The 18536-nt window shown below is 31.8% G+C and carries 13 protein-coding genes; 12 read left to right on the forward strand and 1 reads right to left on the reverse strand.

Annotated elements, in window-relative coordinates:
* Positions 1–29 precede the first annotated feature (29 nt).
* The 5 genes from K7H06_RS02285 (at position 30) to K7H06_RS02305 (ending at position 4243) form a co-directional block, all read left to right on the forward strand.
* Positions 30–692 (forward strand): NEAT domain-containing protein, encoded by a 663-nt coding sequence (locus K7H06_RS02285; RefSeq protein ID WP_223038369.1) that lies wholly within the window; start codon positions 30–32, stop codon positions 690–692.
* 89 nt (positions 693–781) lie between these two features.
* Positions 782–1678 (forward strand): heme ABC transporter substrate-binding protein IsdE, encoded by an 897-nt coding sequence (isdE, locus tag K7H06_RS02290; RefSeq protein WP_223038370.1) that lies wholly within the window; start codon positions 782–784, stop codon positions 1676–1678.
* 5 nt (positions 1679–1683) lie between these two features.
* Positions 1684–2691: a FecCD family ABC transporter permease gene (locus K7H06_RS02295; protein ID WP_223038371.1), complete on the forward strand. Its 1008-nt coding sequence runs from the start codon at positions 1684–1686 to the stop codon at positions 2689–2691.
* Positions 2684–3463: an ABC transporter ATP-binding protein gene (locus K7H06_RS02300; RefSeq protein WP_223038372.1), complete on the forward strand. Its 780-nt coding sequence runs from the start codon at positions 2684–2686 to the stop codon at positions 3461–3463. The genes K7H06_RS02295 and K7H06_RS02300 overlap by 8 nt, the downstream gene beginning before the upstream one ends.
* Positions 3464–3928: 465 nt before the next feature.
* Positions 3929–4243, forward strand: a complete 315-nt coding sequence (locus K7H06_RS02305; RefSeq protein ID WP_223038373.1) for a nitrous oxide-stimulated promoter family protein — start codon at positions 3929–3931, stop codon at positions 4241–4243.
* A gap of 110 nt (positions 4244–4353) precedes the next feature.
* On the opposite strand, the gene K7H06_RS02310 is transcribed toward K7H06_RS02305, so the two are convergent.
* A complete protein-coding gene (locus tag K7H06_RS02310; protein WP_246637690.1) occupies positions 4354–5070 on the reverse strand; it encodes a helix-turn-helix domain-containing protein in 717 nt (238 codons plus the stop codon).
* 331 nt (positions 5071–5401) lie between these two features.
* Between K7H06_RS02310 and K7H06_RS02315 the strand changes: the two genes are divergently transcribed.
* The 7 genes from K7H06_RS02315 to K7H06_RS02345 all read left to right on the forward strand — a co-directional run bounded on the left by K7H06_RS02315 (position 5402) and on the right by K7H06_RS02345 (position 18514).
* Positions 5402–5827 carry a hypothetical protein gene (locus K7H06_RS02315; protein ID WP_223038374.1) on the forward strand — a complete coding sequence of 142 codons (426 nt, stop codon included), beginning with the start codon at positions 5402–5404 and terminating at the stop codon, positions 5825–5827.
* Positions 5828–5984: 157 nt separating this feature from the next.
* Entirely contained in the window at positions 5985–6410 is a 426-nt protein-coding gene (locus K7H06_RS02320) for a hypothetical protein (RefSeq protein WP_223038375.1), read from the forward strand.
* A 193-nt stretch (positions 6411–6603) separates the two neighbouring features.
* A complete protein-coding gene (locus K7H06_RS02325; RefSeq protein WP_223038376.1) occupies positions 6604–14916 on the forward strand; it encodes an NEAT domain-containing protein in 8313 nt (2770 codons plus the stop codon).
* A gap of 154 nt (positions 14917–15070) precedes the next feature.
* Positions 15071–15697 (forward strand): NEAT domain-containing protein, encoded by a 627-nt coding sequence (locus tag K7H06_RS02330; protein WP_223038377.1) that lies wholly within the window; start codon positions 15071–15073, stop codon positions 15695–15697.
* A gap of 120 nt (positions 15698–15817) precedes the next feature.
* Complete coding sequence (gene isdE / locus K7H06_RS02335; protein ID WP_223038378.1) at positions 15818–16714, forward strand: heme ABC transporter substrate-binding protein IsdE; 897 nt, start codon at positions 15818–15820, stop codon at positions 16712–16714.
* A 5-nt stretch (positions 16715–16719) separates the two neighbouring features.
* On the forward strand, positions 16720–17727 hold the full coding sequence (locus tag K7H06_RS02340; RefSeq protein ID WP_223038379.1) for a FecCD family ABC transporter permease: 1008 nt from the start codon (positions 16720–16722) through the stop codon (positions 17725–17727).
* Positions 17720–18514, forward strand: a complete 795-nt coding sequence (locus tag K7H06_RS02345; protein ID WP_223038380.1) for an ABC transporter ATP-binding protein — start codon at positions 17720–17722, stop codon at positions 18512–18514. The genes K7H06_RS02340 and K7H06_RS02345 overlap by 8 nt, the downstream gene beginning before the upstream one ends.
* Positions 18515–18536: the final 22 nt, after the last annotated feature.

Consider the following 18536-nt stretch of genomic DNA (forward strand, 5'->3'; position numbering starts at 1 on the left):
TAAGAAATAAAAAGAGGGGTGGGAATAGGATGAAAAATAAATTATTAGTAGGTATGAGTAGTATTTTAGTAGCAGGATGTTTAGTGGCAGCACCATTGTCAGCATCTGCACAAGTTGTAAAAGCTAGTGAACCAGTAAAAAAAGAGGTTGTTCAAGCAGAAAAAATTATAGTAAAGGGAGAGCAAGAACCACTAAAGGTAGGAAAATATAAAGTAACCGTGTATGCTCTCAAAAAATATGTAGATGAAATGTCTATGGCAGGACAATATATGGACTGCACAGGAATTATAGAAGTTATAAAGGATGAAAAAAATAAGAATAAAAATAAAGAATATTTATCTATTAATCTTAGAAGAAGTGACTGGATGGAAAATAGGAAAGTCATGATTGATGGAAAAGAAGTAGAGCATACGAGTACGATTTTAAAAACCTATGAAGAAAAAAATGAAGTAGGGAAAAACAAAACAGATCATACGATTCGATTTGAAATTCCCACGGTAGATGCTAAGATTAGCTTAGGAATGAATGTGATTCCTATGGGAAATGCAGCAGTTGAATTTAGAATAGATGTACAGGATGATATTACAAAATTAGAGACTAAAAAAATGGTGAAGATAGAAAAAGCAGACAAAAAGAATGTAAAAGAGGATAAGGAAAAGGATGTAAAAAAAGTAAGTAAAATCAATCAATAAAAATAAATTTCATACCTAAACAACAATGAAAGTAGGATAGAGTTATGATTTTTTAAATCATAACTCTATTTTAGAAAAGGGGGATAAGGATGAAAAGATGGATAGCTTTTATGCTAGTGATGATGATTTGTACTATATCTGTTGGATGTGGTGCAAAGGGGGATGAACTTAAGGAGAAAAATATAGATACAAAAAATGAAGAAACAAGGATTGTTGCAGGAAGTGTTGCTGTAGCTGAGATGCTACTAGCACTAGATATTCCAATGGTGGGAAGACCTAGTACCCAATATGGTATAAATGATAAAATAAAAGATCTTCCAGAGATTGGACTTCCTATCAACCCAGATTTAGAGAAGATTAGAAGTTTACGACCAGATATATTTATTACCTCAGGAGCCATTAGAGAAATAATTGGTAGCAATTTTGAGCAAAATGGTATCCATACCACATATGCGGATTTGAGTTCTTATGATGCTGTAAAAGAGACGATTAAAAAGCTAGGGAAGGATTTTGGAAAAGAAGAAAATGCAAAAAAAATCATAGAAGGTTTTGAGAAAAAAGAAAAAGAGATTTTAAAAGATGTGGATGGAAATAAGAAATTAAAAGTTATGATTTTATTTGGTGCTCCAGGACATTTTATGTTAGCCACAGAAGAATCCTTTGCAGGAAGCTTGATTGATAAATTAGGGGCAGAAAATATTACATCTCAAGTAAAATCAAAATACAAAGGACCTTATTTACCTTTTTCCTTAGAGGTAGCCCTTAAAGAAAATCCAGACATTATTTTTAGAATGTATCATGGGTATATAGAAGAAGCAAGAAAGCAAGTACAAGAGGAATTTAGAATCAATCCTCAATGGAAAAATTTTAAAGCCATAAAAGAAAATAAGGTTTATGATCTAGATCCAGAATATTTTGGGGTTACAGGAGATATGGGAGCAACAGAATCTTTAGAAAAAATGAAGGATTATTTGTACAAAAAATAAAGGAAATGGTGAAAAATATGAAAAATATGAAGGAGAAAACAAAGATCCTAATCATTTTTTTTAGCTTTCTATTGTTAGGATTTTTAGTGATAGGAACTATTGGCATTGGAAGTGTAGATATATCCATTCAAGAAATTATGGAGATCCTTTCGGGAAAAGGAGATAAAATCAATCAAAGTATCTTGTTAGATATGAGACTTCCTAGAATTATTCTAGCTGTATTTGTAGGAGCAAGTTTATCTATATCAGGAGCACTATTACAATCTGTTATGAGAAACCCCTTGGCTGATCCAGGAATTACTGGGGTTTCTTCTGGGGGAAGCTTAATGGCTATTTTGATGATGTTATATTTTCCTCAGTTTTATAAACTCATGCCATTTATGGCATTTTTAGGAGCTATGCTTGCTTGTGCATTAGTTTTTATCCTTTCTTGGGATAATGGGATCAAGCCTATAAGAGTGATTTTATCAGGAGTTGCTATCAATGCCATGTTTGTAGGGGCAACTTCTCTCCTTGCTATTCTAAATAGTGATAAGATTCAAGGGGTATTGTTATGGCTCAATGGTAGTATTGCTTATAGGGGCTGGAGAGAAGTTCATTATTTTTTACCTTATTGTATTGTAGGGATTCTTTTATCCTTATGCTGTATCAGGGGCGCCAATCTTTTAGCGTTAGGAGATGATGTAGCCACCAATTTAGGGGTTAATGTAAATAAGACAAGAATATTGATTGCTTTGGTGGCAGTATTTTTAGCAGGAATTAGTACATCTGCTGTTGGGATTATTAGCTTTATAGGGATTATTGTTCCACATGTATGTAGACTCCTATTAGGGTCCGATTATAAGTATTTGATTCCTATGAGTACGGTTTTAGGAGGAATCATATTGCTTTTAGCAGATACCTTAGCTCGAACGATTGCAAGACCTATTGAATTACCTGTAGGGGTGATGATGGCAATGATTGGTTGTCCTTTCTTTTTATTTCTTTTAAGGAGGTCAAAATCACATGCTTAAGGTAAATAATTTTAAAATAGACTATGATAAAAAAGTTATTGTAAAGGATTTTAATGCTCATGTAAAAAAGGGAGAGATTATTACCATTATAGGGCCCAATGGTTCAGGAAAGTCGACGGTTTTAAAAGCCATAGGAAGATTATTAAAGCCTATGGAGGGAATGGTTTATTTAGATAAAAAATCTTTATGGGAAATGAAGGGAAAGGATATTGCCAAGGAAATGGCTTGTCTTTCTCAACGAAATGTAGCCCCTGAGGATATGACGATTCGAAAAGTTGTTACCTTTGGGAGAAATCCTCATAAAAAATGGTTTGAAGGAATGAATACAGAAGACGAAAAAATCATTGATTGGGCTATTGAAAAAACAAATTTAAAAAGATTAGAAAACAAAAAAATGATTCATATATCTGGTGGAGAAAGTCAAAGGGCATGGATTGCTATGGCACTAGCCCAACAACCTAAAATATTATTATTAGATGAACCAACAACGTACCTTGATATTAATAATCAGATAGAGATACTTGATTTAGTAAAGGAACTCAATGAAAAATTAAAGATCACTGTGATCATGGTTTTACATGACTTAAACCAAGCAGCAAAATATAGTGATCAAGTGATTGTTTTAAAGGATGGAGAAATAAGAGCTTTTGGAAAACCAGAAGAAATATTAGACAATCAACTCATTAAAGATATTTATCATGTGGAGATGAATATACTTAAAAACCAATTTGGAGAAAAACTCATATTTATCCCTAAAAGCATTCAGTATTAAAATAGATTTTTTAGTTTTGAAAGGTGAGAAAAATAGAAATGGCTGATATTACAAGTCATTTCTATTTTTATTTTTTGAAATCATAAAATTAGTTTTGTAGTAGAATGTGTAAGCGTAACAGTAGTTGTAAAACTTTACAATTTCATAGAATATGGTGAAGAACTAAAAAAATGGATTTTATTGAGAATAGATACATTTGTTATAAGTATAGCTATTGAAGACGTTAGAATACAAAATGAATATGATAATAAATATTAAATGATATTTACTTTCATATGTTTTCGTTATATGCTAATTTAGAAGTAGTTTTTATTAAAATAAATATTTGAATCTAAAAGCTTTTTATATAGTATTTCTAATGAAGCAAATCCACAAATATAATGGATAATGAAATTCATAGCTAATAAATTTTGTGTTTAGAATAAAAAATAGAATACTAATATAAGCCAAAAAGGAGTGAGTAAGATGCAGTCCTATAAAAGAATAGAACATGAAAAGCAGATGATCGAGAAAATGATACATATTTACTGCAAAGGAAATCATGATAAAGATCATGAGTTATGTAATGAATGTACAGAGCTATTAGCTTATGCAAGGAAGAGATTAGATCAATGCCCTTTTAAAGAGACGAAAAAACCCTGTGCTAAATGTGTTGTTCATTGTTACGGCCCTGATATGAGGGAGAAGATAAAAAAAGTCATGAAATATGCAGGTATACGCATGTTATTTGTAGAGCCTATAGGGGTGATGATTCATCTGTTTGAGATTTTAAGTAGATGAGGAAAAAATAGGTATAGTATAAAGAGGGTTTGTGAGATTTTTCTTATATGGAGAAGAAATGAAAACTAATAAAAATGGCTGAACATATGAGCCATTTTTATTAGTTTTCATTATTGTATAGCAATGCTATTTCGATACTCTAAAGGTGTCTTTTTTATAAGCCTTTTAAATACAATGGAATAATAATTTTGCGTATTAAAGCCAACAGAGATGGCCACATCCATAAGAGGTAAATTTGTATTCTCAAGAAAATATTTACTTTTTTCAACGCGATAATTATTTAAAAAATTAGAAAAAGTAAAACTCGTTTCTTTTTTAAACACCTTGCAAAAGTAACTTTTATTTACAGATAAATCCTTGCATAGTTTATCTAAATTGATAGATTGGGTGTAATTTTTATGTATGTATTCAATGGCCTTTTTTACATGGACACTAAATCTTAAATTACTCATCCCCTTACTAAACTGGCTATCAGAAATATTCAATAAGATAGCAGGTAAATACTGCATGCAGCTATGGGGCTTAAAAGGAATAGATATGGTGTTATTTTTATTGCATTTAAAAGGTCCTATGATAAAGTAGCCTCTATACTTATCAAATCTAGATATGGATACTACTACAAAATGAATATCTTTTGCATAGCTTAGATTACAGCTAAGGGAATCATCGGAATCAAAATGGATATCTCTAAAAATAGTGCAATGATTAAAAACTTTTTCTACTGTAGGCGTATAACCAATCCTACAAATCTTATTAAAATCAATGTCTACTGCGAGTATAGGTAGATTGCAGCAACTATAGAAGTCAAAAATAATATCGTGTATCACCTTCAAATAAATACACCTCCTTAAAAAATAAGCAATATATGGTTATAAAAAAACAAATATAATGAAGTTTGTCTATCAAGAATGATATAGAATATCTATTGTAAATGATAATCAATATCATAATACTATATATTATTCCTTACTACTATGAATTTGTCAAATATAGGATGAAAAATTATATCAAATTGAAGGCAATATTAATATGATTTTTCAAAGTAAAGACATTGTTCATAAAAAACTATTTCATCAGTTTGAAAGTAAGGGATGTACTGCTTATTTTTTATAATAAAATGTTAGACTGATCTAACATGGAAGAAAGGAGGGAAAACAAATGACAAAGTCTATGAAGAAAACATCAGTGCTTGTGGTGGCGTTGATGATGCTTTTATCACTAAGTGTAGCGTATGCAGGTTCAGATGTGAACATTGCTATCTATAAGGATGGTTCTACTACTGCTTCTATGGCAAATAAGGCAATTGTTCAAGGTTCGCAGAATTTAGTGGTAAATGGAAGTGAAGCGACTCTTACATTTAAAATTAAGCCTTTCAAGAAGTTTTTTATAACTGGACACATGACAGCGTTATCAGTTGATTTTGGAAGTGGAGAGATTCCTGCAAGCTTTTCTGGTGATACAGTAACATTTAAGTTTCCAGCTTCTGTACTTACAGATGGTAAGACTTCTTATTCTGCAAAAGTAAAAAATGATGTTTTAGGATTCGGTATGTCAAACGATGTGGAGTTCTATATTAGTAAGTAATTAGCAACGATATTAAATTGGATACAAAGGAAAAGATATTAAAAATTAAGTGATATATCTATATCACTTGTGACAAAAGAGCTTCAGCAGTCGGCGTATGCTGGTTGCTGAAACAAATGTTAGACACATCTAACATTAAAAAAAAGGAGGAAAAGAAATGAGTATATCTATGAAAAAAACATCAGTGCTTGTATTAGCGTTGATGATGCTTTTATCATTAAGTGTGGCGTATGCAGGTTCGGATGTGGACATTGCTATTTATAAGGACGGTTCTACTACTGCTTCTATGGCAAACAAGGCCATTGTTCAAGGTTCACAGAATTTAGTGGTAAATGGAAGTGAAGCGACTCTTACATTTAAAATTAAGCCTTTCAAGAAGTTTTTTATAACTGGACACATGACAGCGTTATCAGTTGATTTTGGAAGTGGAGAGATTCCTGCAAGTTTTTCTGGTGATACAGTAACACTTAAGTTTCCAGCTTCTGTACTTACAGATGGCAAGACTTCTTATTCTGCAAAAGTAAAGAATGATGTTTTAGGATTCGGTATGTCAAACGATGTTGAGTTTTATATTAGTAAGTAATTAGTAATGATATTAAATTGGATACAAAGGAAAAGATATTAAAAGTTAAGTGATATATCTATATCGCTTGTGACAAAAGAGCTTCAGCAGCCGGCTTATGCTGGTTGCTGAAATTTCTTGTTGTTTTGAAATTGTGTTTTAAATGAAAATTGAAGTAGAAATATATTTTTTATAATAAGGGGGTTGTGAATAAATGAAAAAGCTTTACCAGAAAATCTTAAGTGGTTTTTTAGTATTTGCCATGCTATTAACTTTAGTACCACCAATAGCTGTGCATGCTGCTGAAGAACTGCAGCTTCCTGATAAGATTGCACTTTCAACGATTTTCGGACAGGAAGTTAATGAAACAAATGCAACGGTAGCAGATTCAGTTTATTCTGCTGAAACATCTATATCAGTGAACAATGAAATAACTTCTGTAGCAGTAAGTGATTTTGAGACAGAGGATAAAAATGCAAAGGTATACTTTTATGGAACAAACTCAAGTGAAGATGCTCAAGAAGATAGTGGAGCTGTAGAAATAGAGGCGGGTAAAACTACAACTGTTTATGTAAAAGTTATAGCATCCGATGACTCTGCATCAAGTAAATATACTATCAAGATTAACAGAGCTGAAGAGGAAAATGGAGATGTAAATTCAAACGATCTTCCTGACAAAGTGGAGCTAAAGACAGTATTAGGCAAAACGCCTAAGATTGATAATAAAATGTACATTCCTCCACAGAAAATGTATATGGTTTATACATCATTATCAGTGGAGAGTGAAGTGAAATCTATTTCACCAAGTGATTTAGCTTCTATAGATGAAAATGCTACCATTAGATTTTTAGGCGCAAATGGGGATGCAGAAGAAGCAGTAACTGAACCGGTAAACCTTGAAGCAGGTAAAGATACAAAGGTTTATTTAAGAGTAGATGCAGCTGATGGATCATTAGCAAGTATGTATATAATTACCATCAGTAGAGAAGAAGAAAAAGAAAATGTAGATACAAATTCAAACGATCTTCCTGACAAAGTGGAGCTAGAGACGGTGCTAGGGCAAAAGCCTACTACTACAGTTTTAGGCTATAGTAAGGATGATAAAGCGTATACAGTTCAAGCAACATTGACAGTAGGTTGCGAAGTGGCTTCTATATCGACGAGTGACTTAGTGTGCATGGATAAAAGCTCTAAAACAAGCATTGTTGATATGGGATCGGAAAAGGATAATATTATAACAACACCAGTAGATCTTAAAGCAGGAGAAACTACAATTGTTTATGCTATGGTTGCAGGAGAGAATGAATCAGTAAGAAGTATGTACATAATTAATATTAACAGAGCTAAAGGTGAAGAAGGAGATTCAAATTCAAATGGTCTTCCTGATAAGGTGGAGCTAAAGAGAGTATTAGGCAAAATGCCTAAGATTGATAATAAAATGTACATTGCTCCACAGAAAATGTATATGGTTTATACATCATTATCAGTGGATAGTGAAGTGAAATCAATTTCACCAAGTGATTTAGTTTCTGTAGATGAAAATGCCACTATTAGATTTTTAGGTGCAGACAGCGAAGCAGAAGAAGCAGTAACTGAACCGGTAAATCTTGAAGCAGGTAAAGATACAAACGTTTATTTAAGAATAGATGCAGCTGATGGATCATTAGCAAGTATGTATATCATTACCATCAGTAGGGCTAAAGAGGAAAATGGAGATGCAAATTCAAATGGTATTCTTGATAAAGTGGAGCTTAAAACAATATTGGGTAAAATACCTACTATAAATTCTCAAGAATCTATATCTGGAGGTAAAGTGCATAAGATTGAAGCATCAGTAACCGTGAATAGTAAAGCGAAAGCTATTGCACTAAAAGACTTTGTTTCATTAGATGAAAATGCTACTATTAGATTTCTAGGTACAGATGAGTATGGAGATCCAATAACTGAAGAGGTAAATCTTAAAGCTGATGGAGCTACAAAAGTTTACGTAAAAGTATATGCAGCTGATGGATCAAAAGGGATATATACAATCACTATTAGCAAAGATAAAGTGAAGACAGTAGAAATTACTGGGTTTGAAACAATAAAGCTATACGGTGGTACTACGGATAACACGGTTTATGAAGATGTTTATAATCACCTTAAAGAAAATTATTCTAATATTTTAATTCCTAATACTAATGGTACTGTTTCAGTTACTAAATGGAATAATACAGACAACTGTACTCCAAATATTGCTGGGGAATATACATTTACTGCTGAGCTAGGAGATCTTCCAGAAGGCTATATCCTTAGTGAAGGTGTGACTGCAACTGCTGAAGTTTCTATCTATGACAAAACCCAATCAGCAGGCATAAAAGATACTGTTTTACAGGAAAAACTATGCACTATTTTAGGTGTTGAGAAGGATCATGATATTACCGTAGGTGATATGATGAGGTTAGAAGGTATGTTAGATTTGGCAAGACATGACTATGACGATGATTCAATCCAAGATTATTCAGGCTTGCGTCATGCTCAAAATATTACGGGCCTTAATCTTCGTTGGAATATGATGCCAAGTAGTGATGACTGCGCTGATAGGTTATCTGATTTAAGTTATTTAACTAACCTTGAATCATTAGAAATAAGCCGTAGTAACTTAACAGCTTTGCCGGATATGACAAATATGACTAAGCTTAAAATGTTAGATATTGGTTATTACAATAAACTAACATATCTTCCGAATATGACTAATATGAGTAAACTTGAGTACCTTGATGTAGAAGGGAATTCATTGACAGATTTATCACAGCTTGAAGGATTGATAAATTTGAAAAGTCTGGATATAAGTGATTGTAATTTGAATTCACTACTTGACTTAAGTGGACTTGTAAACTTGGAAGACTTATCTATAAATGACAACAATATTACAACTTTAAGTGGTAGTGGGATTGAAAAATTATCTTCTTTGACAAAATTTAATGCATCAGGAAATCAACTAACTACTATTGATTTGAGTAAGTTGAAAAATCTAACTGATTTGCAACTAGGGGAGAATAAATTTACGTCTCTTACAGTGAAGGATTTGCCAGAGCTTAAGTATCTTAATTTAGATGTTAATGATCTTACTGATATAATCTTAGTGGGACTGCCTAAGTTGAATCGTATTAATCTTGGTCACAATAAATTTGAAACTATGCCTGATATTAGCTCTTTTACTGAGTTGATAGACATTAATATTAGTAGAAATAAGTTGACGGATATTACAGGAGATTTTAGCAAACTTACTAAGCTAAAAGACATTAATGCCATGAAAAATCAACTAACTAGTATTTCAGAAGATATATGTAGCATAAAAGCTCTTAAGACTCTTAATGTGGGATACAATAAGATTAGCTCAATTGATGAAAATATCTCTAAGCTTACAGCTTTAAAAACACTTATTTTGGAGGAAAATGATTTTACATCATGGCCTGATAGTATCAACAATATGAGCAGTTTGAGTACGCTTGACTTGAGTAACAATAAGATTTCTAAGCTACCAGAGAATTTAAGCGGACTTACTAACCTAAATAGTTTGCATCTTGATAGTAACAGATTTGAGACACTCCATGACAGTATTGGAGATTTGGCAAAACTTACATCATTAAATATAAGCGGTAATAATTTAAAAACATTGCCAGCATCATTAGGTAAGCTTACAATCTTAAAGAGCGTGGATATGAGCTTTAACAAGTTTTCAAAATTTCCTAGCTGTATATCAAGGTTGACAGCTTTAGAAGCAATTAAGCTAAATAATAATTTATTAACAGATATAGATATTGATTCAGAGGGCAATACGGTAGATTTGAGTAATCTTACTAATGTAATTAGTGTAAATTTAGACTTTAATCATATTGATAAAATGCCGGAGTGCATGAAGACTTTGCCTAATCTGAATGAATTGAAAATGCAGTGTAATTATATACCTAATATTCCTAAAGACTATTTAAAGGATATGAAAAACTTAGATAAATTTATAATTTACTATAGCTATATTGATTGGGACAATGATGCTATTTCTAAGAAAGAAATAACGGATTTCTTGGCTGCTGGCCATTCAGCACAACAATATGACGTTCATGGTTTATATGCTACACTAAAAGCTATAGATACAAGTGTTGGTTCAATTGAATTAAAAGATGCCCGTGTAAACTCTTATAGTCATAATCTAAAGGCACCAGCAGGTACTACTTCTATTATTATTACACCTAATGGAGCTAATAGTAAGACAAAGATTGCAATGGGTGATAATCATATAAATAGTGGAGAAAGCTTCACTGTTAATAACTTAAAAGTAGGAGTTAATGAAATTACCTTAGTTGCAACTAATGAAATTGATAATAGTAAAATTACTTATAAAATCACACTTTCTATACCAGAGGAGGGTGCAAAAGAGCTTGATCCAGATCACCTACCTGATGGGACATATGGTGTTGATATTGATGCTATGAAAGAAAGAGAAAACGCTGCATCTATGACGAATCAGTTTATTACAGAGGCTGCTAAACTAGATGTTAAAGATGGAAAAATGATACTTACTATGGTGTGGAATGGTAATGATGCAATAAAAATGACACAACTAGAAGGTATGTGGTATAACGACAAAAATGGGGAATATGTAGAGTTGATTATTCCAGATGATAATCCTGATACAAATAAGTATACCTATTCTGATAATGTTATACATAATGCTGAAAAAGACTCACTAACCATTACATTACCAGTGGAAAGTATTACAAAGGATACATACTTAAAGGTGTATGCTCCAACTGGAATGGAGGAAACCAGACCTATATTAAGGTTAGTGTTTAATACAGATACATTGGTAGATTTATCTACTGGTGGAGTTGTGAAAACCATAGATTTAGAAAATATAGTCCTAGATACAACTAATGTTAAAAAAGAGTATACCGTGGGTGAAGAACTAGATGTTAGTGGATTAGTAGTTACAGGAAATTACAATGATGGAAGCAAAAAGATATTGACTGTCATAGAGGCAAATGTTACTGGTTTTGATAGTTTTAAGGCTGTTGAAAAACAGACACTAACTGTAAAAGTAAATGGTGCATCAGCAACTTATGATATATCTATAAAGAAGCGTCAAATTGATAAAGAAAATCTTAAAGATGGAGAGTATACTATTTCAGCAAAAGCACAACATTACTACGATCCAAACCAATTATCAATGGCAGATCAATTCATAAAAAAACCTGCAACGATTAAAGTAAAGGATGGAAAAATTAGTGTTAGTATGCTTTGGGAAAGTACAAATGTTTCATTGAGTTCATTAAAAGAATTAAAGCATAGAAACAGCAATGGAGACTTTGTAGACACAACTAGAACATATGATGCTAAAAATGATACGGTTACTGTTGAGTTTGATGTAGAAGGTATAAAAGATCAAAAGATATTCCAAGTATACGTACCAAAAGAAATGGGAGAAACTAGACAAAAATTCAAGTTAGTATTTGATTTGGATACGTTAAAATTGGTAAAAGAAGATGAAGAAGAACATCTTAAGGATGGAGAGTATAGTATTTCAGCAGCAGCACAACATTACTATGATCCAAATGAATTCTCAATGGCAAACCAATTTATAAAAAAACCTGCAACCCTTAAAGTGAAAGATGGAAAAATTAGTGTTAGTATGCTTTGGGAAAGTACAAATGTTTCATTGAGTTCATTAAAAGAATTAAAGCATAGAAACAGCAATGGAGACTTTGTAGACACAACTAGAACCTATGATGCTCAAAATGATACGGTTACTGTTGAGTTTGATGTAGAAGATCTAAAGAAACCAAAGATATTCCAAGTATACGTGCCAAAAGAAATGGGAGAAACTAGACAAAAATTCAAGTTAGTATTTGATTTTGATACGTTAAAATTAGTAAAAGCATATGAAAAAGATAGAGATGAGGTTATAGAAAAATTACAAGAAGTAATCAATACGCAAATAGATCAAACTAAAAAATATACAAAAGAAAGCTATAAAGCATATGAAAATGCATTAAAAGCAGCAAAAGAAATCAACAAAAAAATAGCTACAGCTACAGTACAAGAAATAGATCAAGCAACAAAAGTATTAAAAGATGCTATAGCTGGATTAGAAGAAAGAGTAGAAGTAACTATTGATAAAGATCATCTAGATAAAAAGATTGAGGGCATTAATGCTAAAAAGAAAAAAATAGTACTTAATGAAATATCAGAAGAATTGGCAAAAAAAGCTAGGGTCAATATATCTATAGGAGATGTAGAAGATGCTAAGGTGGAAGTACCAGTAAAACCAAATGCTCAAGGTAAAAGAGAAGCAATACTTCCTAAGCTAGAAATAACATCAAATCATGGAAATGTTACTATGCCAGCAGGAATCAAAGTAACAGGGGATGAAAACTGGGATGGAAAAATAAAAATACCAACTACTGTAGAAAATGAAGATATTTCCAATATCAAGGGTACACCAAAGATGGCAATATCATTAGGTGTTGATGATAAAACATTAACCTTTGATCAGCCTGTAAAAATAGTATTCCCAAATCAAGCAGGTAAGAAAATAGCATTTATAACAAAGAGAGGAGATCAGCCTAAGGAAATTACTCATACGCTTTTAGCAACTCAGAATAATGCAGAAGCTGTGGGTAAAGCTATGAAGGATGCTCATGTAGAAGAAGCTAAACTAGATGAAGGTAAGGATTTAGTCATCTGGACAACACACTTTACAACCTTTATTGTTTACGAAGAATCTGATGATTCAGGAACAACAGGAGGAACAAAAGATAAATTCCTTACGAATGGAACACATCGTATTAAAGCATGGGCAAAACACTTCTATGAAAATGGAAAATCAATGGCTGAGCAGTTTATAAAAAGAGCTACTAATCTTGAAGTACAAGATGAAGACGTTACAGTTAGAATGGTTTGGGATAGCACAAATATCTCATTGAGTAAATTAAAAGAGTTTAAATATGAAAACAGCCATGGAGAGCTTGTAAATGCAAGAAGAACATATGATTCAGTAAACGATACTCTTGAGATTGAATTAAAAGTTAAAAAAGAAGCTATAAAAGAAGGAATAACATGCCAAGTATACGTACCAGATGGAATGGGCGAAACTAGACAAAAATTCAAGTTAATGTTTGACTTAGGTAGCTTAGATAATGTAAAGGAAATTCTAAAAGAAACTGAAAAAGTAGGAAATGGATCTTATGAAGCAGATATAAAAATATTAAAAGAAAATGAAGACAAAGCATCTATAATAGAACCATATTTCCTTAAAAAAGCAGATGTAAAAGTTGAGAGTGATAAAAATTATGTACGCTTATTCATAAAGAATAAAGAAGACATAAAAGACTTGAAAGTAGAAGTAAATGGAAATGATGTGAAATATGAAACAAAGATGATTAAAGAATATGATAATGATAAAAAAGCTAACATGATCAAATTTGAAATACCAAAGCTTGATGCTTCTATGAAATTGAAAGCAAAAATAGTACCAGAGGATAATAAAGAAGTTACCTTTAGAGTCGTATTAGACCAAGATCAATTCAAAAAGAAAACGGATGATAGTATAGAGGTTTATATAAACCTACTAGAGGGAAAAGTCATCAAAGCAGTTGATCTAAGTAAAAATGGATTATATGAAATGACTATGGAAGTAAAAGAAAAAGATAAAAACTTAGTAGCTATGGTTCAAAAATACTTAGTGAATGAGGTAAACTATGAAGTGATCAAGGGTAAAAATTATGTGCAAGTAATGTTAAAAAATGCAGATGAAATAAAAGATCTTAAAGTATATGTAAACTCTATGGGTGTGGAATATGAAAAAATAAAGAACAATGAAAGAAATACAGTTATTAGATTTGAAGTACCAAATGCAGATGCAAAAATAAGATTTAGCATATGTATGTCAGAAGAAAAAGAAGAATATACAGGCTTTGACATTGCACTTAAAAAGAACAAAGCAAAGGAAATTCAAGAAAAAATCTACTTATATATTCAATCACCAGAAATAGTAGATATGAAAAAAGGATCTATCCAAAATATCCAATTAGATGTAGCACCACTTATAGAAGAAAATAGAACATTAGTCCCTCTAAGAGGAATTTGTGAAACATTAGGGGCAAAAGTTAAGTGGCAAGCAGCAACTAGAAGTATTTTATTAAGTGATGGTGAGATGAAGATTGAGTTAGAGGTAGATAAAAGAGTTGCAAAGGTAAGCGAAGAAATACCAGCACAAGCTTGTTTTGCTGAGTCTCATGTAGATAAAAAAGCTACAAAGGTAAATGGAAAAACTATAAAAATGGATGTAGCACCAAAAATTATTAATAACAGAACCTTTGTACCTATTAGATTCATATCAGAAAACTTAAAGCATGAAGTAAAATGGATCAAAGAAGAACAAAAAATTGTGATTACTAAAAAACTAAATATGGTAGAAGAAAAAGATACAAATAAAAAAGAGAATAAAGAAAAAAGAAAAAGTAATAAGCAAAAACAATTTTTATAAGTATGTCATTGGGAGGATCTATGAAGATGAGGAAGTTCCTCATCTTCAACCCAGTGATTATGGGAAACGTTTATTATGAAAAGAATGTAAGGATAGAGAAAAAATAGCTGTTTTTAAAAGTAAAAGTTTATGAAAGAAGAGGGGCGGGAATAGGATGAAAAATAAATTATTAGTAGGTATGAGTAGTATTCTGGTAGCAGGTTGTTTAGTGGCAACTCCCTTGTCAGCATCAGCACAAGTTGTAAAAGCTAGTGAACCAGTAAAAAAAGAGGTTACTAAAGCAGAAAAAGTTATAGTAAAGGGAGAGCAAGAGCCACTTAAGGTAGGAAAATATAAAGTAACTGTTTATGCTTTAAAAAAATATGTAGATGAAATGTCTATGGCAGGACAATATATGGACGCTATAGCAATAATAGAAGTTGTAAAGGATGAAAAAAATAAGAAAAAAAACAAAGAATATTTATCCATCAATCTTAGAAGAAGTGACTGGATGGAAAATAGAAAAGTGATGATTGATGGAAAAGAAGTAGAGCATACTAGCACCCTTTTAAAAACGTATGAAGAAAAAAATGAAGTAGGCAAAAACAAAACAGACCATACTATTAGATTTGAAATTCCAAAGGTAGATGCAAAGATTAGCTTAGGTATGGATGTGATTCCTATGGGAAATGCGTCTGTTGAGTTTAGATTAGATTTACAAGATGATATTACAAAAGTATTAGAAAAAGAGGTAAAAGAAGTAAAGAGTCAAGAAAAAACAAAGGAAATATCTAAAAAATAATAGTGAGAATAATAATTGAAATCAAATAGATTTCAAGGGATAACTCTATTTTAAGAAGGTTAAAAAAATAACCTTTCTTAAAATGGAGTTTATTCATAGAAAAAATAGAGGGGGATGAGAATGAAAAGATTGATAGCTCTTATGCTGGTGATGATGATTTGTGCTATGCCTGCTGGATGTGGTGCAAAGGGGGATGAACTTGAGAATAAAAATATAGATGTAAAAAATGAAGAGACAAGGATTGTTGCAGGAAGTGTTGCTGTAGCGGAGATGTTATTAGCACTAGATATTCCAATGGTGGGAAGACCAAGTACCCAATATGGTATAAATGATAAAATAAAGGATCTTCCAGAGATTGGACTTCCCATGAATCCAGATTTAGAGGTGGTTAAGAGCTTAAGAGGAGATGTATTTATTACATCAGGAGCATTAAAGGAACTAATTGGAAGTAAATTTGAACAAAATGGAGTTCATCCTATGTATGCAGATTTGAGCTCTTATGATGCTGTGAAAGAGACGATTGAAAAAATAGGTAAGGATTTTGGAAAAGAAGAAAATGCAAAAAAAATCATAGAAGATTTTGAGAAAAAAGAAAAAGAGATTTTAAAAGATGTGGATGGAAATAAGAAATTAAAAGTTATGATTTTATTTGGTGCTCCTGGACATTTTATGGTAGCTACAGAGAAATCCTTTGTAGGAAGCTTGATTGATAAATTAGGAGCAGAAAATATCACAACGAAGGTAAAATCAAAATACAAAGGACCTTATTTACCCTTTTCCTTAGAGGTAGCCCTTAAGGAAAATCCAGATGTTATTTTTAGAATGTATCATGGATATATAGAAGAGGCAAAAAAACAGGTACAAGAGGAATTTAGAATCAATCCTCAATGGGGAAATTTTAAAGCAATAAAAGAAAATAAAGTTTATGATTTAGACCCAGAATATTTTGGGGTTACAGGAGATATGGGAGCAACAGAATCTTTAGAAAAAATGAAGGATTATTTGTACAAAAAATAAAGGAAATGGTGAAAAATATGAAAGATATGAAGGAGAAAACAAAGATCCTAATCATTTTTTCTAGCTTTTTATTGTTAGGATTTTTAGTGATTGGAACTATTGGTATTGGAAGTGTAGATATATCTATTCAAGAAATTATGGATATCCTCTTGGGAAAAGGGGACGAAATCAATAAAAGTATTTTGTTAGATATGAGACTGCCTAGAATTATTTTAGCTGTATTTGTAGGGGCAAGTCTTTCTATATCAGGAGCACTATTACAATCGGTTATGAGAAATCCATTAGCTGATCCAGGGATTACTGGAGTTTCTTCTGGGGGAAGCTTAATGGCTATTTTGATGATGTTATATTTTCCTCAGTTTTATAAGCTCATGCCACTTATGGCATTTTTAGGAGCCATGCTTGCTTGTGCATTAGTGTTTATCCTTTCTTGGGATAATGGCATTAAGCCTATAAGAGTGATTTTATCAGGAGTTGCTATTAATGCCATGTTTGTAGGGGCAACTTCATTACTTGCGATTATGAATAGTGATAAGATTCAAGGGGTATTACTATGGCTCAATGGTAGTATTGCTTATAGGGGCTGGAGGGAAGTAAGTTATTTTCTACCTTATTGTATTGTAGGGATTCTTTTATCCTTATGCTGCATTAGAGGAGCTAACCTTTTATCATTAGGAGATGATGTGGCTACTAATTTAGGGGTCAATGTAAATAAGACAAGAATACTCATTGCGTTAGTGGCAGTATTTTTAGCAGGAATTAGTACATCTGCTGTAGGGATTATTAGCTTTATAGGGATTATTGTTCCTCATGTATGTAGACTCCTATTAGGGTCAGATTATAAGTATTTGATTCCGATGAGTACGGTTTTTGGAGGAATCATATTGCTTTTAGCAGATACATTAGCTAGGTGTATTGCAAGACCTATTGAACTTCCTGTAGGGGTAATGATGGCAATGATTGGTTGTCCATTCTTTTTATTTCTTTTAAGGAGGTCAAAATCACATGCTTAAGGTAAATAATTTTAAAATAGGCTATGATAAAAAAGTTATTGTAAAGGATTTTAATGCCCATGTGAAAAAGGGAGAAATTATTACCATTATAGGGCCTAATGGTTCGGGGAAATCAACAGTACTAAAAGCCATAGGAAGATTATTAAAGCCTATGGAGGGAATAGTTTATTTAGATAAAAAATCTTTATGGGAAATGAAGGGAAAGGATATTGCCAAGGAAATGGCTTGTCTTTCTCAACGAAATGTAGCTCCTGAGGATATGACTATTCGAAAAGTTGTTACCTTTGGAAGAAATCCTCATAAGAAATGGTTTGAAGGAATGAATAATGAAGATGAGAAAATCATTGATTGGGCAATTGAAAAGACAAATTTAAAAAGATTAGAAAATAAAAAAATGATTCATATATCTGGTGGAGAAAGCCAAAGGGCATGGATTGCTATGGCACTGGCTCAACAGCCTAAGATTTTATTATTAGATGAGCCTACAACTTACCTTGATATTAATAATCAAATAGAGATACTTGATTTGGTAAAGGAATTGAATGAAAAATTAAAGATCACTGTGATTATGGTTTTACATGACTTGAACCAAGCAGCAAAATATAGTGATCAAGTGATTGTTTTAAAGGATGGAGAAATAAGAGCTTTTGGAAAACCAGAAGAAATATTAGACAATCAGCTCATTAAGGATATTTATCATGTGGAGATGAATATATTAAAAAATCAATTTGGAGAAAAGCTCATATTTATCCCTAAAAGAATTCATGCTACAGAATGTGGACTATAGATTTTTATGTTTTATATTGAAT

This window comes from Crassaminicella profunda (assembly GCF_019884785.1).
Taxonomy (GTDB): Bacteria; Bacillota; Clostridia; order Peptostreptococcales; family Thermotaleaceae; genus Crassaminicella; species Crassaminicella profunda.

What these genes read in the sequence shown, in the direction of transcription:
- K7H06_RS02315 (WP_223038374.1), top strand. Translation starts at nt 5,402, where the DNA reads ATGACAAAGTCTATGAAGAAAACATCAGTGCTTGTGGTGGCGTTGATG.
- K7H06_RS02305 (WP_223038373.1), top strand. Translation starts at nt 3,929, where the DNA reads ATGCAGTCCTATAAAAGAATAGAACATGAAAAGCAGATGATCGAGAAA.
- K7H06_RS02320 (WP_223038375.1), top strand. Translation starts at nt 5,985, where the DNA reads ATGAGTATATCTATGAAAAAAACATCAGTGCTTGTATTAGCGTTGATG.
- K7H06_RS02340 (WP_223038379.1), top strand. Translation starts at nt 16,720, where the DNA reads ATGGTGAAAAATATGAAAGATATGAAGGAGAAAACAAAGATCCTAATC.
- K7H06_RS02330 (WP_223038377.1), top strand. Translation starts at nt 15,071, where the DNA reads ATGAAAAATAAATTATTAGTAGGTATGAGTAGTATTCTGGTAGCAGGT.
- K7H06_RS02295 (WP_223038371.1), top strand. Translation starts at nt 1,684, where the DNA reads ATGGTGAAAAATATGAAAAATATGAAGGAGAAAACAAAGATCCTAATC.
- K7H06_RS02300 (WP_223038372.1), top strand. Translation starts at nt 2,684, where the DNA reads ATGCTTAAGGTAAATAATTTTAAAATAGACTATGATAAAAAAGTTATT.
- isdE (WP_223038370.1), top strand. Translation starts at nt 782, where the DNA reads ATGAAAAGATGGATAGCTTTTATGCTAGTGATGATGATTTGTACTATA.
- K7H06_RS02285 (WP_223038369.1), top strand. Translation starts at nt 30, where the DNA reads ATGAAAAATAAATTATTAGTAGGTATGAGTAGTATTTTAGTAGCAGGA.
- isdE (WP_223038378.1), top strand. Translation starts at nt 15,818, where the DNA reads ATGAAAAGATTGATAGCTCTTATGCTGGTGATGATGATTTGTGCTATG.
- K7H06_RS02325 (WP_223038376.1), top strand. Translation starts at nt 6,604, where the DNA reads ATGAAAAAGCTTTACCAGAAAATCTTAAGTGGTTTTTTAGTATTTGCC.
- K7H06_RS02345 (WP_223038380.1), top strand. Translation starts at nt 17,720, where the DNA reads ATGCTTAAGGTAAATAATTTTAAAATAGGCTATGATAAAAAAGTTATT.